Annotated in this window: 11 protein-coding genes; 4 read left to right on the top strand and 7 right to left on the bottom strand. The window is 68.1% G+C overall.

Annotation, left to right across the window (positions count from 1 at the left end):
- Positions 1–10 precede the first annotated feature (10 nt).
- Positions 11–1,165: a pyridoxal phosphate-dependent aminotransferase gene (locus CFB82_RS00660; RefSeq protein WP_069246787.1), complete on the bottom strand. Its 1,155-nt coding sequence runs from the start codon at positions 1,163–1,165 to the stop codon at positions 11–13.
- Positions 1,166–1,251: 86 nt separating this feature from the next.
- Between CFB82_RS00660 and CFB82_RS00655 the strand changes: the two genes are divergently transcribed.
- Complete coding sequence (locus CFB82_RS00655) at positions 1,252–1,509, top strand: hypothetical protein (RefSeq protein WP_143750858.1); 258 nt, start codon at positions 1,252–1,254, stop codon at positions 1,507–1,509.
- A gap of 179 nt (positions 1,510–1,688) precedes the next feature.
- On the opposite strand, the gene CFB82_RS00650 is transcribed toward CFB82_RS00655, so the two are convergent.
- A complete protein-coding gene (locus CFB82_RS00650; protein ID WP_089483194.1) occupies positions 1,689–2,357 on the bottom strand; it encodes a TetR/AcrR family transcriptional regulator in 669 nt (222 codons plus the stop codon).
- A 121-nt stretch (positions 2,358–2,478) separates the two neighbouring features.
- On the opposite strand from CFB82_RS00650, the gene CFB82_RS00645 reads away from it, so the two are divergent.
- Both CFB82_RS00645 and CFB82_RS00640 read left to right on the top strand, forming a co-directional pair.
- Positions 2,479–4,131, top strand: a complete 1,653-nt coding sequence (locus tag CFB82_RS00645; protein ID WP_089483193.1) for an acyl-CoA dehydrogenase family protein — start codon at positions 2,479–2,481, stop codon at positions 4,129–4,131.
- 60 nt (positions 4,132–4,191) lie between these two features.
- Positions 4,192–5,700, top strand: coding sequence for a class I adenylate-forming enzyme family protein (locus CFB82_RS00640; protein WP_089483192.1), 1,509 nt, complete (start codon positions 4,192–4,194; stop codon positions 5,698–5,700).
- A gap of 116 nt (positions 5,701–5,816) precedes the next feature.
- Here CFB82_RS00640 and CFB82_RS00635 read toward each other — a convergent pair whose 3' ends face one another.
- The 4 genes from CFB82_RS00635 to hemE all read right to left on the bottom strand — a co-directional run bounded on the left by CFB82_RS00635 (position 5,817) and on the right by hemE (position 15,168).
- Positions 5,817–6,956, bottom strand: a complete 1,140-nt coding sequence (locus CFB82_RS00635) for a branched-chain amino acid ABC transporter substrate-binding protein (protein ID WP_089483191.1) — start codon at positions 6,954–6,956, stop codon at positions 5,817–5,819.
- An 84-nt stretch (positions 6,957–7,040) separates the two neighbouring features.
- Entirely contained in the window at positions 7,041–10,973 is a 3,933-nt protein-coding gene (gene putA / locus CFB82_RS00630; RefSeq protein WP_089483190.1) for a trifunctional transcriptional regulator/proline dehydrogenase/L-glutamate gamma-semialdehyde dehydrogenase, read from the bottom strand.
- Positions 10,974–11,357: 384 nt separating this feature from the next.
- The gene (locus CFB82_RS00620; RefSeq protein WP_089483188.1) at positions 11,358–13,619 is read right to left on the bottom strand and encodes a primosomal protein N'; all 2,262 of its coding nucleotides are present in this window, start codon (positions 13,617–13,619) and stop codon (positions 11,358–11,360) included.
- Positions 13,620–14,073: 454 nt separating this feature from the next.
- On the bottom strand, positions 14,074–15,168 hold the full coding sequence (hemE, locus tag CFB82_RS00615) for a uroporphyrinogen decarboxylase (RefSeq protein ID WP_256990264.1): 1,095 nt from the start codon (positions 15,166–15,168) through the stop codon (positions 14,074–14,076).
- 149 nt (positions 15,169–15,317) lie between these two features.
- Here hemE and CFB82_RS00610 point away from each other — a divergent pair, with 149 nt between their 5' ends.
- The gene (locus tag CFB82_RS00610; protein WP_089483186.1) at positions 15,318–16,118 is read left to right on the top strand and encodes a transporter substrate-binding domain-containing protein; all 801 of its coding nucleotides are present in this window, start codon (positions 15,318–15,320) and stop codon (positions 16,116–16,118) included.
- Between the two features lie 721 nt (positions 16,119–16,839).
- Here CFB82_RS00610 and CFB82_RS00595 read toward each other — a convergent pair.
- On the bottom strand, positions 16,840–18,567 hold the full coding sequence (locus CFB82_RS00595) for an AMP-binding protein (RefSeq protein ID WP_089483184.1): 1,728 nt from the start codon (positions 18,565–18,567) through the stop codon (positions 16,840–16,842).
- Between the last annotated feature and the right edge of the window lie 327 nt (positions 18,568–18,894).

Here is an 18,894-nt window from a genome sequence, read left to right as displayed (position 1 = left end):
CGTACGGGCCTTACAGCGAACGCAGCCGCCGCGCGCCTTCGACCAGCGTCGCGTCGTCCTTCGAAAAACTGAGCCGGATCACGCCGGCGTCGGTGCCGTCGGTATAGAACGCCGACAGCGGAATCGTCGCGACGCGCGCGTCGCGGATCAGGCGCAGCACGAAATCGCTGTCGCTTTCGTCCGAGAAGTGCCGGAAGCGCGCGAGCATGAAGAACGAGCCTTCGCTCGGCAGCAGCTCGAAACGCGAATCGGCCAGCTCGCGCGCGAGCAGGTCGCGCTTGGCCTGGTAGAACGCCGACAGGCCGAGATAGCTGTCCGGCCGCGCGAGGATCTCCGCGAATGCGACCTGCATCGGCGTGTCGGCCGCGAACACCATGAACTGGTGCACCTTGCGGATCTCGTCCATCAGCTCGGCCGGCGCGAGGCAATGGCCGACCCGCCAGCCCGTCACGTGGAACGACTTGCCGAACGACGACACGATCACGCTGCGCTCGGCCAGCTCGCGATGGCGCGCCATGCTCTGGTGCTGCGCGCCGTCGAACACGACGTGCTCATACACTTCGTCGGACAGGATCACGATGCCGGTATCGCGCGTGAGCTGCGCGAGCCGTTCGAGATCGTCAGCGGAGAACACGGTCGCGGTCGGGTTGTGCGGCGTGTTCACGATGATCATCCGCGTGCGCGGGTTGATCGCCGCGGCGACTTCGTCCCAGTTCACGCGGAAATGCTCGGGCGACAGCTTGATCGCCACCGGCGTCGCGCCCTGCAGCCGCACGATCGGCGCATAGCTGTCGAACGACGGCTCGAAGTAGATCACCTCGTCGCCCGGATGCACGAGCGCGCTGATCGCCGCGTAGAGCCCTTCGCTCGCGCTCGCGATCACCGTGATTTCCGTGGCCGGGTCGTAGTGCGCGCCGTACAGCGCCTCGGTCTTCTCGGCGAGCCGCTCGCGCAGCGCCATGACGCCGGCCATCGGCGCGTACTGGTTGTGGCCGTCGCGCATCGCACGCGCAACGCCTTCGACGAGCGCCGGATCGGGCGCGAAATTCGGCGCCCCCTGCGACAGGTTCAACGCATCGTGCCGGGCAGCCAGTTGGCCGATCACCGTGAAGATCGTCGTCCCGACGTCGGGCAGTTTCGAACGGGGCGCGGTCGCGCTTCGCATGACTCCTCCTTCTGATGTCCTTCGGGCGGCCGCGCGCGACGCGCACGGCCTGCATCTGTCGCACGATTTAGCCCGAGCCAATATCGGTGGACAATCGAAAGTTCGTCATGGCGGCCATGCATTTTTCTCATGGCTCGTGGGGAGGGGTGCGCAGCGGCAAGGCTAGCCTGTCGGGGCGACATGCGAATCAGGCATTTCCCCTAGGGCCTGTTCACGCTAATAACGGGCTTGCGCTGGCCACCAGAAGGGCCGAGCGCAAGGATTGCGACGAAGCGAATACTCGACGTATTCGCGAGGAGCATGACGCGGCGATCGGCCCTTCTGGTGGCCAGCCCCACGAATGAATTTTCCCGAACAGGGGAACGCGCCTTGCCGGCCGCACTGCGGCGTCGATCGTCGCTTGTCCCCCAAGGGGACTTCCTTCGGGGCGTTTGGCTCGGCCAAACGGCGCTCCTCTTCTTGAGTTACGACCGGCAAGGCACGTTCGCAAGCCCGTTATTAGCGTGAACAGGCCCGAGGAATGCTACCGGCCGGCCGCCGCAAGATAGGCGAGCAGCACCGCCCGCAGTTCGTCGCGCAGCGCGGCGATGTCGAACGCGGGCCCGAGCGTCAGCAACGCCTGCGAAAGCCCGCCGTAGCAGATCGTGTGCGCCATCCGCGCGAGCCCGTCGAGCCGCGCGGCGGGTGGCGGGTCGGCCGCGTGCGCGAGCGCGTCGCGCCACAGTGCGACATACGCGTCGTAATGCCGGCGGTAGGCGGTGAGCGGCGACACCTGCCGCTCCAGCGCGAAGAGCGCGCCCCACAGCGCCGCGTCGGCGCCGATCGCCTCGACCTGCAGGTCGACGAGCGCGGCGGCCAGTTCGGCCCGTGGCGCGCCGCGCAGCTGCGCGATGGCGTCGCGCAGCCGGTCGGCCAACGCCAGCACGTGCCGGTGGATGCAGAGCGCCGCGAGGCTCTGCTTGTCGCCGAAATATTCGTAGAAGGTGCCGATGCTGACGCCCGCGACCGCCGCGATCTCGCGAATCGTCGCCTTCGCGTAGCCGCGTTCGAGCAAAAGCTGAACGAACGCCTGCTGCAGCGCGTCGGAACTCGCCTGCGCGCGCGACTGGCGCGGCCGGCGACGCAAGGCGGGCGCGGGTTGCGCCGCCGGCTGGCCGGGCGGCGCCGGAACCTGAACATGTCGCGGCGGCATATTTGCTACTCTGGAAATCAGCAGGGAATGCGTTTTACCGGGGGCCGGAGCCGGCGCCGACGCGTCATCCGTGCGGCATGACGCCGGCCGCCCGCGAAGCATGAGACCGGAGACCACCTCGATGACCGACTCGACTCACGCCGTCACGAACCAGTTCGACGAACTGGTCGACTATAACCTCTTCGCGACGGACATCGCGCTGCGCGACGCGCTCACCCGCGCGGGCGCCGACTGGGCCGTGCCGCAGCTCGACGCGTACGGCGCGCGGCTCGGCAGCGCCGACACCGCTCGGCTCGCCGACGATGCGAACCACCACACACCGGAACTGCACACCTTCGACCGGCGCGGCCGGCGCATCGACCGCGTCGACTTCCACCCGGCCTGGCACACGCTGCTCGGCCAGTACCGCCACGAAGGCTTCGTGTCGCTCGCCTTCCGCGACACGCGCCGCGGCCGCTGGGCCGCGACCGCCGCCGGCTTCTACCTGCATGGCCAGATCGAGGCCGGCACGCTGTGCCCGGCGACGATGACGCAGGCCGCGATTCCCGTGCTGCAGAAGGAGCCCGCGCTGTGGGACCTGCTGCGCGACAAGCTCTACAGCAACGACTACGATCCGCGCGACGTGCCGGTCGCCGACAAGCGCTCGATCTGGTTCGGCATGGGCATGACCGAGAAACAGGGCGGCTCCGACGTGCGCGCGAACACGACGCTCGCGACCGCGGTCGGCGCGGGCGGACGCGGCGGCGAATACCGGCTGCGCGGCCACAAGTGGTTTTTCTCCGCGCCGATGTGCGATGCCCACCTCGTCGTCGCACGCACCGAAGCCGGCAGCCCGTCGTGCTTCTACGTGCCGCGCTGGCGGCCGGACGGCACGAAGAACGCGGTCGAGATCCAGCGGCTGAAGGACAAGGTCGGCAACCGCAGCAACTCGAGCAGCGAGATCGAGCTGAACGACGCGTGGGGCATCATGCTCGGCGACGAAGGCCGCGGCATCCCGACCATCATCGAGATGGCCACCACCACGCGGCTGAACTGCGTGCTCGGCAGCGCGGCGATGCTGCGCCAGGGCGTCGTGCAGGCGATCGCTTACACGCGCCAGCGCCATGCGTTCGGCCGCGCACTCGCCGAGCAGCCGCTGATGCGTACCGTGCTCGCCGATCTCGCGCTCGAAAGCGAAGCCGCGCTGTCGCTGTCGATGCGTCTCGCCGACGCGTTCGAGCGCGACGACTCGCCGCGCGAACGCGCGTGGAAGCGGATCGTCACGCCCGCCGCGAAATTCTGGGTGTGCAAGCGCGCGGTCGAGCTGACCGGCGAGGTGATGGAAGTGTTCGGCGGCAACGGCTACGTCGACGACGGCCCGATCGCGCGGTTGTTCCGCGAGGCGCCCGTCAACTCGATCTGGGAAGGCTCGGGCAACGTGATGTGCCTCGACGTGCTGCGCGCGATATCGCGCGAGCCCGACGCGGCCGCCGCGCTGTTCGCCGAACTCGCCGACCTCGGCGCGGGCGAACCGCGCATCCGCGCGGCGCTCGATGCGCTGCGCGCGATGCTCGCGGCGCCGGCCGACACGCTCGAGGCGTCGGGCCGCGTGTTCGCGCAGCGGCTCGCGGTGGTCGCGCAGGCGTGCCTGCTGCGCCGCGATGCGCCGGCGGCCGTTGCCGACGCATTCGTCGCGACGCGGCTTGCCGCGCCCGACTGGGGCCGCATCGCGGGCGGCTTCGACCCGCATTCGATCGACGTCGCCGCGCTGCTGCAGCGCGCGTACCCGGCCTGATGCCTTTTCGGACAACTTGGTACGACCCAGTTCGCCTTCGATCGCCCGCCCGGAGTCCCGATGAACCTCGTCGCCGCCCTCGACCGCGCCGCCCGTGCGACGCCCGACCAGCCGTTCCTCGTCAGCGAATCCGCGACGATCACCTATGCCGCCGCGCGCGAGCGCTCGCACCGCGCGGCAGCCGTGCTGAGCGCGCTCGGCGTCGCGGCCGGCGACCGTGTCGCCGCGATGTGCTTCAACACGCCGGCGTTCGTCGACCTGATGTTCGGCGCGTGGCGGCTCGGCGCGACGTTCGTGCCGGTCAACCACAAGCTGCAGGCGCCGGAAGTCGACTACGTGCTCGAACACAGCCACAGCAAGGCGCTGCTGTTCGACGTGGCGCTCGCGCCGGTGGTCGAACGCCTCGTGCATCCCGCGCGGCGGCTCGTGACCGAAGGCGAGCTCGACGACGTGCCGTGCTTCGACACGCTGTGCGCGACGATGGAAGGCCTCGCGGGCATCGAGCCGGCCGACGGCGACATCGCGCAGATCCTCTATACGTCCGGCACGACCGGTTACCCGAAAGGCTGCGTGCACAGCCACCGCACCGTGACGCTCGCGGCGATGCAGGCGGCGCTCGCAACCGGCATCGGCCGCCACGAGCGCACGCTGATGGCGATGCCGATCTGGCATTCGTCGCCGCTCAACAACTGGTTCGGCGGCACGCTTTACGCGGGCGGCACCGTCGTGCTGCTGCGCGAATACCATCCGCTGCGATTCCTGCAGACCGTCGAGCGCGAGCGCGTGACGCTGTATTTCGGCGCGCCGGTGTCGTACCTGCTACCGCTCGACACGGTCGACGGCTTCGCGGCGTTCGACCTGTCGAGCGTGCGCGCCTGGCTGTACGGCGGCGGCCCGATCGGCCCCGCGCAAGCCGAACGTCTCGCACGCGCGTATCGCAGCGATGCGTTCTTCCAGGTGTACGGCATGACCGAGGCAGGCCCGGCCGGCACGACGCTGTATCCGGACGAGCAGCTCGCGAAGGCCGGTTCGATCGGCCGCACCGGCGCCCCGGGCGTCGACCTGCGCGTCGTGCGGATGGACGGCATCGACGCGCAGCCGGGCGAGACCGGCGAGATCTGGCTGAAGACCGACAGCATGATGCTCGGCTATCTCGACGATGCGGCCGCGACGCGCGCCGCGTTCGCGCCGGACGGCTGGTATCGCACCGGCGACATCGCGCGGATCGATCAGGATGGCTACCTGTTCATCGTCGACCGGCTGAAGGACATGATCGTGACGGGCGGCGAGAACGTCTATTCGAAGGAAGTGGAGGACGTGCTCGGCGCGCACCCGGACATCGCCGAGGCGGCCGTCGTCGGCGTCCCGCATCCCGACTGGGGCGAGACGGTGGTTGCGCACGTGGTGCTGCGCGCGGGCACCGTACCCGACGCGGATGCACTGCGCGCGTTCTGCGGCGAGCGGCTGGCTGCGTACAAGATTCCGCGCGAATTCACGTTCGCGCAGGCGCTACCGCGCACGCCGACGGGCAAGCTGCAGAAGTTCCTGCTGCGCGTGCGTCGCGAATAGCCGCTTGTGCGACCGCGGCAAAAGAAAAAGCCACCCGGCCCGACGGCCCGGTGGCTTTTTCCTGATCGGCCGGGCGGCGACGTCCGCCGCCGCCCGTTCGTCACATCACAGGCTGCTTACTTCCCGCCAATGCTCTTCAGCGGCTTCCACTCGCCCTTCTCGACCTTGTACATCGTGATGCCGCCGTTCTTCAGGTCGCCCTTCGCGTCATACGCGACGTGCGTCGACGTCACGCCGGCCATGTCGGTCTTCGCGAGCAGCGGCAGGTACTTCGCCGGATCGGTCGAATCGGCCTTCTTCATCGCGTTGAACAGCGCCATCGCACCGTCGTACGCGTACGGCGAGTACGTCTGCACGTCTTCGCCGAAGCGCTTCTTGTACTTGTCGGCGTACGTCTTGCCGCCCGGCATTTCTTCCAGCGGGAGACCGGCCAGCGAAGCGATCGTGCCGTCGGCCGCGTTGCCCGCGATCTTCAGGAACGTCGGCGTCTTCACCATTTCGCCGCTCATCAGCGGGGCGGTGATGCCGAGCGCCTTCATCTGCTTGACCATCGGTGCCGCCTGCGAATCCGCGCCGCCGTAGTAGACGAGATCCGGCTTCGCCGCCTTCAGCTTGGTCAGGATTGCCTTGAAGTCGACAGCCTTGTCGTTCGTGAATTCACGGTCGACGATCGATGCGCCGCCTGCCTTCGCGGCCTTCTCGAACTGGTCGGCGAGACCCTGGCCGTAGGCCGTGCGGTCGTCGACGATCGCGATCTTCTTCATGCCGAGATCCTTCGACGCGAACGTGCCGGCCACCGAGCCCTGCTGCGTGTCGGACGTCATCATGCGGAAGGTCGTCTTGTAGCCCTGCTGCGTGTATTCCGGTGCGGTCGCCATCGCGATCTGCGGAATGCCCGCGTTCGCGTAGATGCGCGAAGCCGGAATCGTCGTGCCCGAGTTGAAGTGGCCGAGCATGCCCTTGATGCCGTCGTCGACGAGCTTCTGCGCGACCGTCGTGCCGGTGCGCGGGTCAGCCTGGTCGTCCTGCGTGTCGAGCACGAACTTCACCGGCTTGCCGCCGATCTTCGGGCTCGTCGCGTTGAAATCCTCGATCGCCAGCGCGATCCCGTTCTGCATATCCTTGCCGTAGTGCGCCTGCGCGCCCGTCATCGGCCCTGCGTAACCAATCTTCACGTCATCCGCATGGGCCGTCCCCGCCAGCGACATGACCGCGACGAACGTCGCGCCTGCCACTTTTTTCATCGTGTGTTGCATAGCATCTCCTTGGTACCAGGGTAAATGGAGCGGCTTCGGGATCGCCTGGCCGCTTCCTTTGTTTGATCCGAACGGCAAGGATGATCAGCCGATCGTCATCAAATTCGCATTGCCGCCCGCCGCGGCCGTGTTCACGCTCACCGAGCGCTCCGTCAGCAGCCGTTCCAGCGCGTAATCTTCCGCATCGCCGTTCTCGAACGCGCCCACCGACACGCCCTGCACCGACACGATCGGGCCCGGCCGCTGCGCGACGTCCTTCACGAGCGTCTGCAGTTCGTCGCTGTCGCCTTCGAACAGCACCGCGTCGAACGGCGCGTCGGCCTGCTTGCGCACGGTCGCATGCGCCTTCAGCGATGCCGGCAGCGCGGCCACCAGCGCCTCGCCTGCCGCACCCGCGAACAGCGCGCGGTTACCGGTCGCCAGCACCGCCGCGAACTGCGCGCGCGCGCCGCCCGGCGTCGCCGCGACACACAACACCGTGCCGCGCGGGCCGAGTGTATACGTGTTTCGCTCGCCCGTCGGACCGGTCAGCACCGCGGTCGCACCGGCCGGCACCTGGGCCAGATAGCCGTCGCAACGCGCGGCCAGCGCCGGCTCGCGCTGCTCGATCAGCCAGTCGCGCAGCGTCGTGAGCGCCGCCGCCGGGTTGCCGCGTGCGTCGCCTTCCACCGCGCCGTCCGCGATCAGCGTCTGCGCGAGTGAACGCGGCAGGCCCGACGGACGCGTCGCGAGCAGGCGCTGCAGGTACAGTGCGCCGCCGGCCTTCGGGCCGGTGCCCGACAGCCCTTCGCCGCCGAACGGCTGCACGCCGACCACCGCGCCGATCACGTTGCGGTTCACGTAGATGTTGCCGACGTGCGCATTCGAGATCACGTGCGCGATCGTCTCGTCGATCCGCGTGTGGATGCCGAGCGTCAGGCCGTAGCCGGTCGCGCGGATCTGTTCCAGCAGCTTGTCGAGCTGGCTGCGGCGGTAACGCACCACGTGCAGCACGGGGCCGAACACTTCGCGCTTCAGCTCGTCGATGCTGCCGATCTCGATCAGCGTCGGCGGCACGAACGTGCCGTGCGCGCACGCGTCGGGCATCGGCAGCTGCGTGACGCCGTGGCCCTTGTCCTTCATCGCCGCGACGTGCGTGTCGATCGTCTGCTTCGCTTCGGCGTCGATCACCGGGCCGACGTCGGTCGACAGCCGGTCCGGGTTGCCGAGCGCCAGTTCGTGCATCGCGCCCTTGAGCATCGTCAGCGTGCGGTCCGCAACGTCGTCCTGCAGACACAGAACGCGCAGCGCCGAACACCGTTGACCGGCCGAGTCGAACGACGACTGCATCACGTCCGCGACGACCTGCTCCGCGAGCGCCGACGAGTCGACGATCATCGCGTTCTGGCCGCCCGTTTCGGCGATCAGCGGAATCGGCTTGCCGTCCGGGTCGAGGCGCGCGGACAGCGTCTTGTTGATCAGGCGCGCCACTTCCGTCGAGCCGGTGAACATCACCGCACGCGTACGCGCGTCGGCCACCAGCGCCGCGCCGACGGTCTCGCCGGTGCCCGGCAGCAGTTGCACCGCACCGGCCGGCACGCCGGCCTCGCGCAGCAGGCGCACGGCCTGGGCGGCGATCAGCGGCGTCTGTTCGGCCGGCTTCGCGAGCACCGTGTTGCCGGCGGCGAGTGCCGCGGCGACCTGGCCCATGAAGATCGCGAGCGGGAAGTTCCACGGGCTGATACAGACCACGGGGCCCAGCGGGCGGTGCGTGTCGTTCGAGAATTCGTCGCGGATCTGTGCGGCGTAGTAGCGCAGGAAGTCGACCGCTTCGCGGATCTCGGCGATCGCGTTCGGCAGCGATTTGCCGGCTTCGCGCACGATCAGGCCCATCAGCGTGTGCATCTGCGCTTCGAGCAGGTCGGCCGCGCGCACCAGGCAATCGGCACGCGCATCGACCGGCGTCGCCTGCCAGATCGGCGCGGCGGCCACCGCGTGCGCGAGCGCCGCGCTCACGTGTTCGGCCGTCGCTTCGCTGACCGTGCCGACCAGGTCGCGCTGGTCGGCCGGGTTGCGCACATCGCGGGCCGGTGCGTCGGCGAGCGTGTCGTCGGCGAGCATCGGCGCCGCGCGCCACGGGAAATGCGCACTCGCGAGCAGCGCGGACGACAGCGACGCGAGGCGGTGTTCGTTCGACAGGTCGAGGCCCATCGAGTTGGGACGCTCGTCGCCGTACAGGTTGCGCGGCAGCGGGATCTTCGCGTGCGGCGCGCCGAGCGGCACGACCTTCGATGCCTCGTCGACCGGATCGGCAACCAGCTCCTTCACCGACACGGTTTTATCCGCGATGCGGTTCACGAACGACGTGTTCGCGCCGTTCTCGAGCAGGCGGCGCACCAGGTACGCGAGCAGCGTCTCGTGCGTGCCGACCGGCGCGTACACGCGGCACGGACGGTTCAGCTTGTCGCGGCCGGTGACTTCCTCGTACAGCGGCTCGCCCATCCCGTGCAGGCACTGGAATTCGTACTGGCCCGGGTAGTAGTTCTGGCCCGCGAGCTGGTAGATCGCGGCCAGCGTGTACGCGTTGTGCGTCGCGAACTGCGGGTACACGGCATCCGGCGCCGCGAGCAGCTTCTTCGCGCACGCGAGGTACGACACGTCCGTGTAGATCTTGCGCGTGTAGACCGGATAGCCTTCGAGGCCGTCGACCTGCGCACGCTTGATCTCGGTATCCCAGTACGCGCCCTTCACGAGGCGGATCATCAGGCGGTGACGGCTGCGGCGCGCGAGATCGATCAGGTAGTCGATCACGAACGGACAGCGCTTCTGGTAGCCCTGCACCACGAAGCCGATGCCGTTCCAGCCCGCGAGGTCCGGATCGAAGCACAGCGCCTCGAGCAGGTCGAGCGACAGTTCGAGGCGGTCGGCCTCTTCAGCATCGATGTTCAGGCCGATGTCGTAGCGGCGTGCGAGCAGCGCGAGCGCGCGCACGCGCGGCAGCAGCTCGCTCATCGTGCGGTCCTGCTGCGAGCGTGAGTAGCGCGCATGCAGCGCCGACAGCTTGATCGAGATGCCCGGGCCTTCGTAGATGCCGCGGCCGCCGGCCGCCTTGCCGATCGCGTGGATCGCCTGTTCGTACGACGCGTAGTAGCGCTGCGCGTCCTCTTCGGTCGTCGCCGCTTCGCCGAGCATGTCGTACGAGTAACGGAAGCCGCGCGCTTCGTACTTGCGGCTGTTCGCCAGGGCTTCGGAAATCGTCTCGCCGGTGACGAACTGCTCGCCCATCAGGCGCATCGCCATGTCGACGCCCTTGCGGATCAGCGGCTCGCCGCCGCGGCCGATCAGGCGCGTCAGCGCCGACGACAGCCCGGCTTCGCTGTTGGTCGTCACGAGCTTGCCGGTGATCATCAGCCCCCAGGTCGCCGCGTTCACGAACAGCGACGGCGCGTGGCCGACGTGCGAGCGCCAGTCGCCCTTGCTGATCTTGTCGCGGATCAGCGCATCGCGCGTCGCGCGATCGGGAATGCGCAGCAGCGCTTCGGCGAGGCACATCAGCGCGACGCCTTCCTGGCTCGACAGCGAGAACTCGTGGATCAGCCCTTCGACGCCACCGCCCGAGCTCTTCTCGCGCAGCGCCTCGACGAGCTTCGTCGCGAGCGCCTGCACGTCCGCCTGCAGGTTCGCGGGCAGACGCGCCTGGCCGAGCAGGAACGGCACGCATTCCGGCTCGGGGCGGCGGTACGCCGCCGTGATCGCCGCGCGCAGCACCGATTGCGGTTGCACGTTCTGCGCGAACTCGAGGAACGGATGCGGCGAGTTGTCGTCGTCGCCGTCCGCGGACTGACCGTCGGCGAGCTCCGTGACGCCGCTGTGGCCCGACAGCTCGGGCGGCAACTGGCCGTGCTCGATCCGCTCGAGATACGCGAAGATCGCCTGCTTGATCAGCCAGTGGGGAGTACGCTCGAGACGCGCGGCGGCGTCCTTGAGGCGCGAGCGGAGAAGGTCGTCGACTTTGACGCCGAGAGTCGTGCTTGCCATGGTGGGTTCGTGCGCCGGTGCGAGCCCGGCAATGTGGTGTGAGAGGATGCGCGAAATCCTACGGCACGCAATAAAAAGGTGCAACCAAATTACAAGACAGGTTGCACCCATAGGTTACTCAATATAATCAGCCACTTATGCGGTTGCAACCTAGGAGTTGCCCGTGGTCGGAGGATCGGTGTTTTCCCTGATCGGGCCGGTTTGACATGCGTGCGCAACCTTCCGCGCGTGCCGCGGCGGACGAAAACGGGTTGCACTGGGTGCGGCGGGAGGCGAGGCGCCCGGGCGCGGCCGGACGGCAAGCGACGGTTCGGGGGTACCCGGCCCGGTGGCCGGGGGGTGCAACGCAGCGGCACGCAACGCGACCGCCGCATGCCGCGCCGCTCAGATGTCCAGCGGATCGACCTCGACGCTCCACCGCAGCACGCCCTTCAGCGCGCGCAGCTCGGGCTGCCATGCGCGCAGCGCATGCTGCAGCGCCGCCCGCGATGCGCTTTCGAGCAGCAACTGCGCGCGATGCACGTTCGCGACCTTGACGATCGTCATCGGCACCGCGTCGTAGACGGTCACGCGATCGGCCCCCGGCAGCCCCGGCAACGCGGCAGCGGCTTGAAGGAGGAACGCGAGCGCCGCGTCCAGCGTGCGCCCTTCGGCGCGCAGCAGCGCCTGGTAGACGAACGGCGGCAGGTGCGCGTCGCGGCGCTCGCCGAGTGTCGAATTCGCGAAGCCGACGTAATCCTGCCGCCCGAGCGCGTGGTACAGCGCATGACGCGGGTAACGCGTCTGCACGAGCACTTCGCCCGGCAGCCCGGCGCGCCCCGCACGGCCGCTCACCTGCATCAGCTGCGCGAACAGCCGTTCGCTCGCGCGGAAGTCATGCGAGAACAGCGCGGTATCCGCATTGAGCACGCCGACGAGCGACACGCGCTGGAAGTCGTGCCCCTTCGCGATCATCTGCGTGCCGACGAGGATGTCCACCTCGCCCGCATGCACATCGGAAAAGAGCGCCTGCGCGCTGCCCTTGCGGCGCGTGCTGTCCGCGTCGATCCGCAGCACGCGCGCGCCCGGCACGGCTTCGGCGAGCGCCTCCTCGATGCGTTGCGTGCCGCGCCCGAGCGGCGCGATGTCGACGTTCCCGCACTCGGGACACGACCGCGGAATGCGCGCTTCCCAGCCGCAGTGATGGCAGCGCAGCGCGTGCTCGGGCTTGTGCAGCACGACGTACGCGCTGCAGCGCGGGCAGCCAGCGACCCAGCCGCAAGCGTCGCACGCAAGCTGCGGCGCGTAGCCACGCCGGTTCAGGAACACGAGGCTCTGTTCGCCGCGCTCGAGCCGCGCCTTCAGCGCCGCGACGAGCGGCCCCGACAGCCCGCCCATCGACGCGCGCCCGCGCCGCCGCTCCTCTTCGAGGTCGATCAGCCGTACGGTCGGCAGCGTCGCGTCGGCCACCGCGCGGCGCGACAGCGTGAGCCGCGTGTAGCGGCCCTGCTCGGCCTGCCACCAGCTTTCGAGCGACGGCGTCGCCGAGCCGAGCACGACCGTGATGCCGAGCTGCTTCGCGCGCCACACGGCGAGGTCGCGCGCCGAATAGCGCAGCCCTTCCTGCTGCTTGTACGCGGGCTCGTGCTCCTCGTCGACGACGATCAGCGCGAGCGTCGGCATCGACGCGAGCACCGCGAGGCGCGTGCCGAGCACGATCCGCGCGCGGCCCGTGTGCGCGGCGAGCCAGTTGCGCGCACGCTCGCCCTCGGCGAGCCCGCTGTGCAGCGTGACGATCGCGTCGTCGGCGAGCGCACCCGCGAAGCGCGCGCGAAACGCGGCCTCGAATTGCGGCGTCAGGTTGATTTCAGGGACGAGCACGAGCGCCTGCGCATCCGGCCGCGCGTCGAGCAGCGACGCGAGCGCATGCAGATAGACCTCGGTCTTGCCGCTGCCGGTCACGCCATGCAGCAGGAACGGCGCGAAGCCCTGCGCGGCGCGAATCGCGTCGAGCGCCTCGGCCTGCTGGTCCGTGAGCGCCGGCGGCACAGTCCGTCCACCGGCTGCCAACAGGTTATCCACAGCTTTGGGCACAGGCGCATCGGCCCAGCCGATCTCCTCGACATCGACCCAGCCGCGCGCCGCCCAATCGTCGAGCGTGGCCGCCGCCTTCGGGTGCAGCGCACGCGCCTCGGGCAGCGCCAGCGAGCCGGTGTCGACCAGCGCCTGCGCGAGCCGCCGCAGCGCGGCCCCGCGCGCGGGTAACGCATCGGGCAGCGCCGCGCGGCCGGCTTCCGTCGGCCGGTAACGCACCTCGGGCGCGAGCAGCCGCCCCCAGCGCCCGGCATCGCGCAGCGCCTGCGGCAACGCCGGCAGCGCGACCTCGCCACGCCCGCGCTGGTAGTAATCCGCGGCGAACGATACGAGCGCGAGCCAGTCCGGCGACAACGGCGGCAGGTCGGTGCAGATCGCGTCGATCGCGCGCAGCCGCGACGGCGGCACGTCGGTGTGAGTCGTCACTTCGCAGACGAGCCCGACGGCCTGCCGCTTGCCGAACGGCACCTGCACGAGCGTGCCGGGCCCGGGCGCCGGTTGCGCGTCGCAGCGGTAGTCGAACAGGGTGGCGAGCGGATGGTCGAGCGCGACGCGCAAATAGGTACCGCTCATCCCCGCGCTCCGGCGGCGGCATGCGCCGCATGGGCATGGGCGGCCGACATCCGCGCCCGCATCGGGGCAGCGAACTTAAAGTAAAACTTCAGATTCGGCGCTAAGTTTTGGATTCGCATTAGGAATCGCCGTATACCCTGCCCAGCCTGTGGATAACTTTGTTGAGAACTCGCCGCTCACTGGCCGCAACGCGCGCGGGGCCGCGCTTTGCGCTGATTTTCGCCGCGTGTTGCGGTGCCCCGCGGAGCCTTATGCCATAAGGCTGCTATTCAAATTACCGAACCATAGCGAGACAAATTGACCGATACAGGGCTCTACCGCGCTGCAACGTGGAAAATGTGTATAAGTCAAGTCTTGACAAGCACTGAATCGGCAACCGGTGGAGGGTTGCGCCCTGTTTAGTGCCGGTAGCGAAACGCCGTCACGCCGCAGTGCAGCATGACAGCGCTTGCGTTCAGCCGGCGGCTCCGCTACGGATCGCGCGGCTGTGGCGATGCACTTCGTCGACGAGTTCGGCGACGTGATCGGGCGACGTGAATTGCGAAATGCCGTGCCCGAGGTTGAATACGTGGCCCGGATGGTTGCCATAGCTGTCGAGCACCGCGCGCGCCTGCTCGCGCACCGCGGCCGGCGGCGCAAACAGGATCGTCGGGTCGAGGTTGCCCTGCAGCGCCACCTTGCCCGCGACGCGCTCGCGCGCCTTGCCGAGGTTGACCGTCCAGTCGAGCCCGACCGCGTCGACGCCGGTCGCCGCGATCTCCTCGAGCCACAGCCCGCCACCCTTCGTGAACGTGATCACCGGCACGCGCTCGCCGTCGTGCTCGCGTTTGAGCTGCGAGACCACGCGGCGGATGTAGTCCAGCGAGAAGCGCTGGTACGCGCCGTCCGCCAGCGCGCCACCCCACGTATCGAAGATCATCACGGCCTGCGCGCCCGCTTCGATCTGCGCGTTCAGGTACGCGGCCACCGCCTGCGCGTTCACGTCGAGGATCCGGTGCATCAGGTCGGGGCGCGAATACGCCATCGACTTCACCGTGCGGAAATCGTCCGACCCGCCGCCTTCGACCATGTAGCACGCGAGCGTCCACGGGCTGCCCGAAAAACCGATCAGCGGCACGCGCTGGCGGCCCTGGCCGTCGGTGAGCGCGCGACGGATCTCGCGCACGGCGCCCGTCACGTAGCCGAGCGTTGCCTCGATGTCCGGCACCGCGAGCTTCGCGACGTCGGCCTCGGTGCGCACCGGATGCGCGAACTTCGGCCCCTCGCCGACCTGGAAGTCGAGGCCGAGCCCCATCGCGTCCGGAATCGTCAGGATGTCCGAGAACAGGATCGCGGCGTCGAGCGGGAAGCGCTCGAGCGGCTGCAGCGTCACTTCGGTCGCGTAGTCGGGATTCTTCGCGAGACCGAGGAAGCTGCCGGCGCGCGCGCGCGTCGCGTTGTATTCGGGCAGGTAGCGGCCGGCCTGGCGCATCAGCCAGATCGGCGTGTAGTCGGTCGGCTCGCGCAGAAGCGCACGCAGGAAGGTGTCGTTGAGCAGGGTATGGGCCACGGTAGGAGCGACGATGCGAGAGCAAAGCGGCATTTTACCGGACAGCCGCCCTCAGGCTGCGCATGCCGACGCGATGGCGGCCATATGACGCGCGCGATGGCTCCGTTATGATCGGACGCTCATATCGAACGAAACGAAGGAGGAGACCAATGAAGACACTCGCCACGCTCGCCGCCGCCACGTTGCTTTGCTGCGCCGCCGCGCACGCGCAGACCGGCGCGGGCGCCGCTGCTGCCGCACCGGGCGCCGGCTCGCGGCTCGACGACGTGCTCTCGCGCGGCACGCTGCGCGTGTGCACGACCGGCGACTACAAGCCGTATTCGTACTACCGCGCGGACGGCCACTTCGAGGGCATCGACATCGACATGGCCGAATCGCTCGCGAAGTCGCTCGGCGTGAAGACCGACTACGTGAAGACGAGCTGGCCGAACCTGACCGGCGATTTCGTCGCGAAATGCGACATCGCGGTGGGCGGCGTGTCGACGACGCTCGAGCGCCAGAAGCGCGTGTTCTTCACGCAGCCTTATGTGGTCGACGGCAAGACGCCGATCGTGCGCTGCGCGGACGCCGACAAATACCAGACCGTCGCGCAGATCGACCGGCCGGAAACGCGCGTGATCGTGAACCCGGGCGGCACCAACGAGCGTTTCGCGAAGCAGTATTTCACGCACGCGAACCTCACCGTCTATCCGGACAACGTAACGATCTTCAAGCAGATCCTCGCCGGCAAGGCGGACGTGATGGTGACGGATGCGTCCGAGACGCTGCTGCAGCAAAAGCTGAATCCGGGCCTGTGCTCGGTGCATCCGGACAAGCCGTTCCAGTTCGGCGAGAAGGCATACATGGTGCCGCGCGGCGACGTCGCGTTCCAGCAATACGTCGATCAGTGGCTGCACCTCGCGCTGTCGACCGGCGAATACCAGGCGATTTCGGATAAATGGCTGAAGTAAGCAGGCTCGTGCACGGCGGCCGATAGCGGGCATCGACCCTGCATCCGCCGCCCGCAAAAGTCGCTGCGCGGCGGTGGCCCAATCGCCGCCGTTACACTTCGGTGCAGCGTGCCGACGCCCGAAAATCGCCCCGAAGCCACCGAATTGGCCGAACGGCCGACTTCCGCGCATCCCAATCACGTTTCAAAATCTTTCTGACGAATGAATCGTCATGCGCGGTATCGGCCGAAAGGCGCATTTTCCCGCGTGCGAATCGGCAATTCGTCGAGCCTGATATGCATGAAAAACGCATCGTGCGCATGCGCTGAAAACACTGCGGAAAATATGGGTAAAAATGACCTTTTTCGACCCTTCAAAAACAGCAAAAAATCCCGGAAAGCCTTATCTGGCGGGCGTTACAACCTGAAACACTTTGTTACCGCGAGGGGTCATTAATTCGCCCACAATGGCCTCAACGGTTTCAACACGGATGCGGTCTCGTGTGCCAAGTGTGAGCGGACGCGAAGCGCTGCGAGCCAGTCGGTCACGTACCGAAGCCCTTCCGAGGGGCATCCCTGTTGGAGTCGTTTCCGGCCCCCCGCCGGACTCGGTTTCATCTTTGGTCTCCTCGCGCTAACCCCGTAGCGTGTGGTTTTTAGCGGGCTAATAAGCCCGCTTTTTTTCGTCCATCGAAAGTGCAACGGCCCGCAGGCCGCCGCGTTTTTCCCGCCTTCATGCCGCGCTATGCGGTCTTCTGCACGTCGAGCTTCAGTTCCTCGATCATCCGGTCGCGCATCACGAACTTCTGCACCTTGCCCGTCACCGTCATCGGCAGCTCGTCGACGAAGCGGATGTAGCGCGGGATCTTGTAGTGCGCGATCTGCCCGTTGCAGAACGCACGCACGTCGTCCTCGGTCATCTGCTCGTCCGCGCGCAGCACGATCCACGCGCACAGCTCCTCGCCGTACTTCGCATCGGGCACGCCGAATACCTGCGCGCTCTGGATCTTCGGATGCCGAAACAGGAATTCCTCGATCTCGCGCGGATAGACGTTCTCGCCGCTGCGAATCACCATGTCCTTCAGCCGGCCGACGATGTTGCAGTATCCGTCCGCATCGAGCGTCGCAAGGTCGCCCGTATGCATCCACCCGTCCACCAGCACCTCGCGCGTCTTCGCGTCGTCGTCCCAGTAGCCGAGCATCACCGAATAGCCCTTCGTGCACAGCTCGCCCGTCGTGCCGACCGGCACGATGGCGCCGCTCGGATCGACGATCTTCACTTCGAGATGCGGCTGGATGCGGCCCACCGTCGTCGTGCGCTTTTCCAGCGGATCGTCGGTCGAACTCTGGAACGACACCGGGCTCGTTTCCGTCATCCCATACGCGATCGTGATCTCAGACAGGTGCATCTGCGACACGACGCGCTTCATCGTCTCGATCGGGCACGGCGAGCCGGCCATGATCCCGGTGCGCAGCGTCGACAGGTCGAACTTCGCGAACTCGGGGTGATCGAGTTCGGCGATGAACATCGTCGGTACGCCGTGCAGCGCGGTGCAGCGCTCGTCGGCCACCGCCGCGAGCGTCGCGACCGGGTCGAACGCTTCGCCGGGGAACACCATCGCCGCGCCCTTCGACACGCACGCGAGCACGGCCAGCACCATCCCGAAGCAGTGATACAGCGGCACCGGGATGCACAGCGTGTCCTGCTCGGTGAAACGCATCGCCGTCGCGATCGAGCGCCCGTTGTTGACGACGTTGCGGTGCGTGAGCGTCGCGCCCTTCGGGCTGCCCGTCGTGCCGCTGGTGAACTGGATGTTGATCGGCTCGTTGGCCGCGAGCGTCGCGCCGATCGCATCGAGCAATGCGGGATCGACGGCCTGGCGGCCGCGCGCCATCAGGTCGGCGAAGCGGAACATGCCGGCGGGCGCGACGTCGCCCATCGACACGACCGTGCGCAGGCTCGGCACGCGCGCCGCATGCAGGTCGCCCGGCGTCGCGGTCGCGAGCTCCGGCGCGATGGTCTGCAGCATCTCGACGTACGCGGACGTCTTGAAGCGCTCGGCGGCGATCACGGCCTTGCAGCCGACCTTGTTCAGCGCGTATTCGAGCTCGGACAGCCGGTAGGCCGGATTGATGTTGACGAGCACCGCACCGATCCGCGCGGTGGCGAACTGCGTGAGCAGCCATTCGCTGCGGTTCGGCGACCAGATGCCGACGCGATCGCCCTTCACGATGCCGAGCGAGGCGAGGCCCGCGGCCAGCACGTCGACCTCGTTCGCGAACTCGCGCCAGGTCCAGCGCACCTGCTGCTCGCGGAACACGACGGCCGGACGATCGGGAAAGCGCCCGGCCGTGTCGAGCAGGAACCGGCCGATCGTCGCTTCGGAGAGCGGCACGTCGGTCGTGCCGCGCACGTACGACAAGCCGTTTTCGGGCGCGATCAGCGCGCCCACGCCAAGGTCTGCTGCCATGAATGTCTCCGTCCTTTTTGTCTGGTCGGCCTGCACGCGCCTTCGGCGCCCGCCTCCGCCGCGCACTCGCGACGAACAGCCTCCACACCGATGATGACGCGCGCGGCTGACGATACTCTGACAGCAAATCGCGGCGGACGGATGAAATAGCACGACCGGACGGTATGATCCGGCACGCAAAAAAACAGACGAAAACGACGGATCGGGATAGGGGCGGTCAGAGAGTCTGACCGATCCCCTCCCACACCACCCGGCATGCGGGTCCGCACCGGGCGGTTCGAGCAGTTGAGGTCATGAGAGTCGGGGTACGCCAAGACGGTCGAAGTA

Origin of the sequence: Burkholderia sp. HI2714 (assembly GCF_002223085.1) — a bacterium.
GTDB lineage: Bacteria > Pseudomonadota > Gammaproteobacteria > Burkholderiales > Burkholderiaceae > Burkholderia > Burkholderia lata_D.
The sequence above is the reverse complement of the archived record's forward strand: the minus strand, read 5'-3'. Positions and strand labels throughout refer to the sequence as shown.

Bases quoted from the DNA above. Each gene is read 5' to 3' on its own strand.
- CFB82_RS00660 (WP_069246787.1), bottom strand. From the start codon at position 1,165: ATGCGAAGCGCGACCGCGCCCCGTTCGAAACTGCCCGACGTCGGGACG.
- CFB82_RS00650 (WP_089483194.1), bottom strand. From the start codon at position 2,357: ATGCCGCCGCGACATGTTCAGGTTCCGGCGCCGCCCGGCCAGCCGGCG.
- CFB82_RS00645 (WP_089483193.1), top strand. From the start codon at position 2,479: ATGACCGACTCGACTCACGCCGTCACGAACCAGTTCGACGAACTGGTC.
- CFB82_RS00640 (WP_089483192.1), top strand. From the start codon at position 4,192: ATGAACCTCGTCGCCGCCCTCGACCGCGCCGCCCGTGCGACGCCCGAC.
- CFB82_RS00635 (WP_089483191.1), bottom strand. From the start codon at position 6,956: ATGCAACACACGATGAAAAAAGTGGCAGGCGCGACGTTCGTCGCGGTC.
- putA (WP_089483190.1), bottom strand. From the start codon at position 10,973: ATGGCAAGCACGACTCTCGGCGTCAAAGTCGACGACCTTCTCCGCTCG.
- CFB82_RS00620 (WP_089483188.1), bottom strand. From the start codon at position 13,619: ATGAGCGGTACCTATTTGCGCGTCGCGCTCGACCATCCGCTCGCCACC.
- CFB82_RS00610 (WP_089483186.1), top strand. From the start codon at position 15,318: ATGAAGACACTCGCCACGCTCGCCGCCGCCACGTTGCTTTGCTGCGCC.
- CFB82_RS00595 (WP_089483184.1), bottom strand. From the start codon at position 18,567: ATGGCAGCAGACCTTGGCGTGGGCGCGCTGATCGCGCCCGAAAACGGC.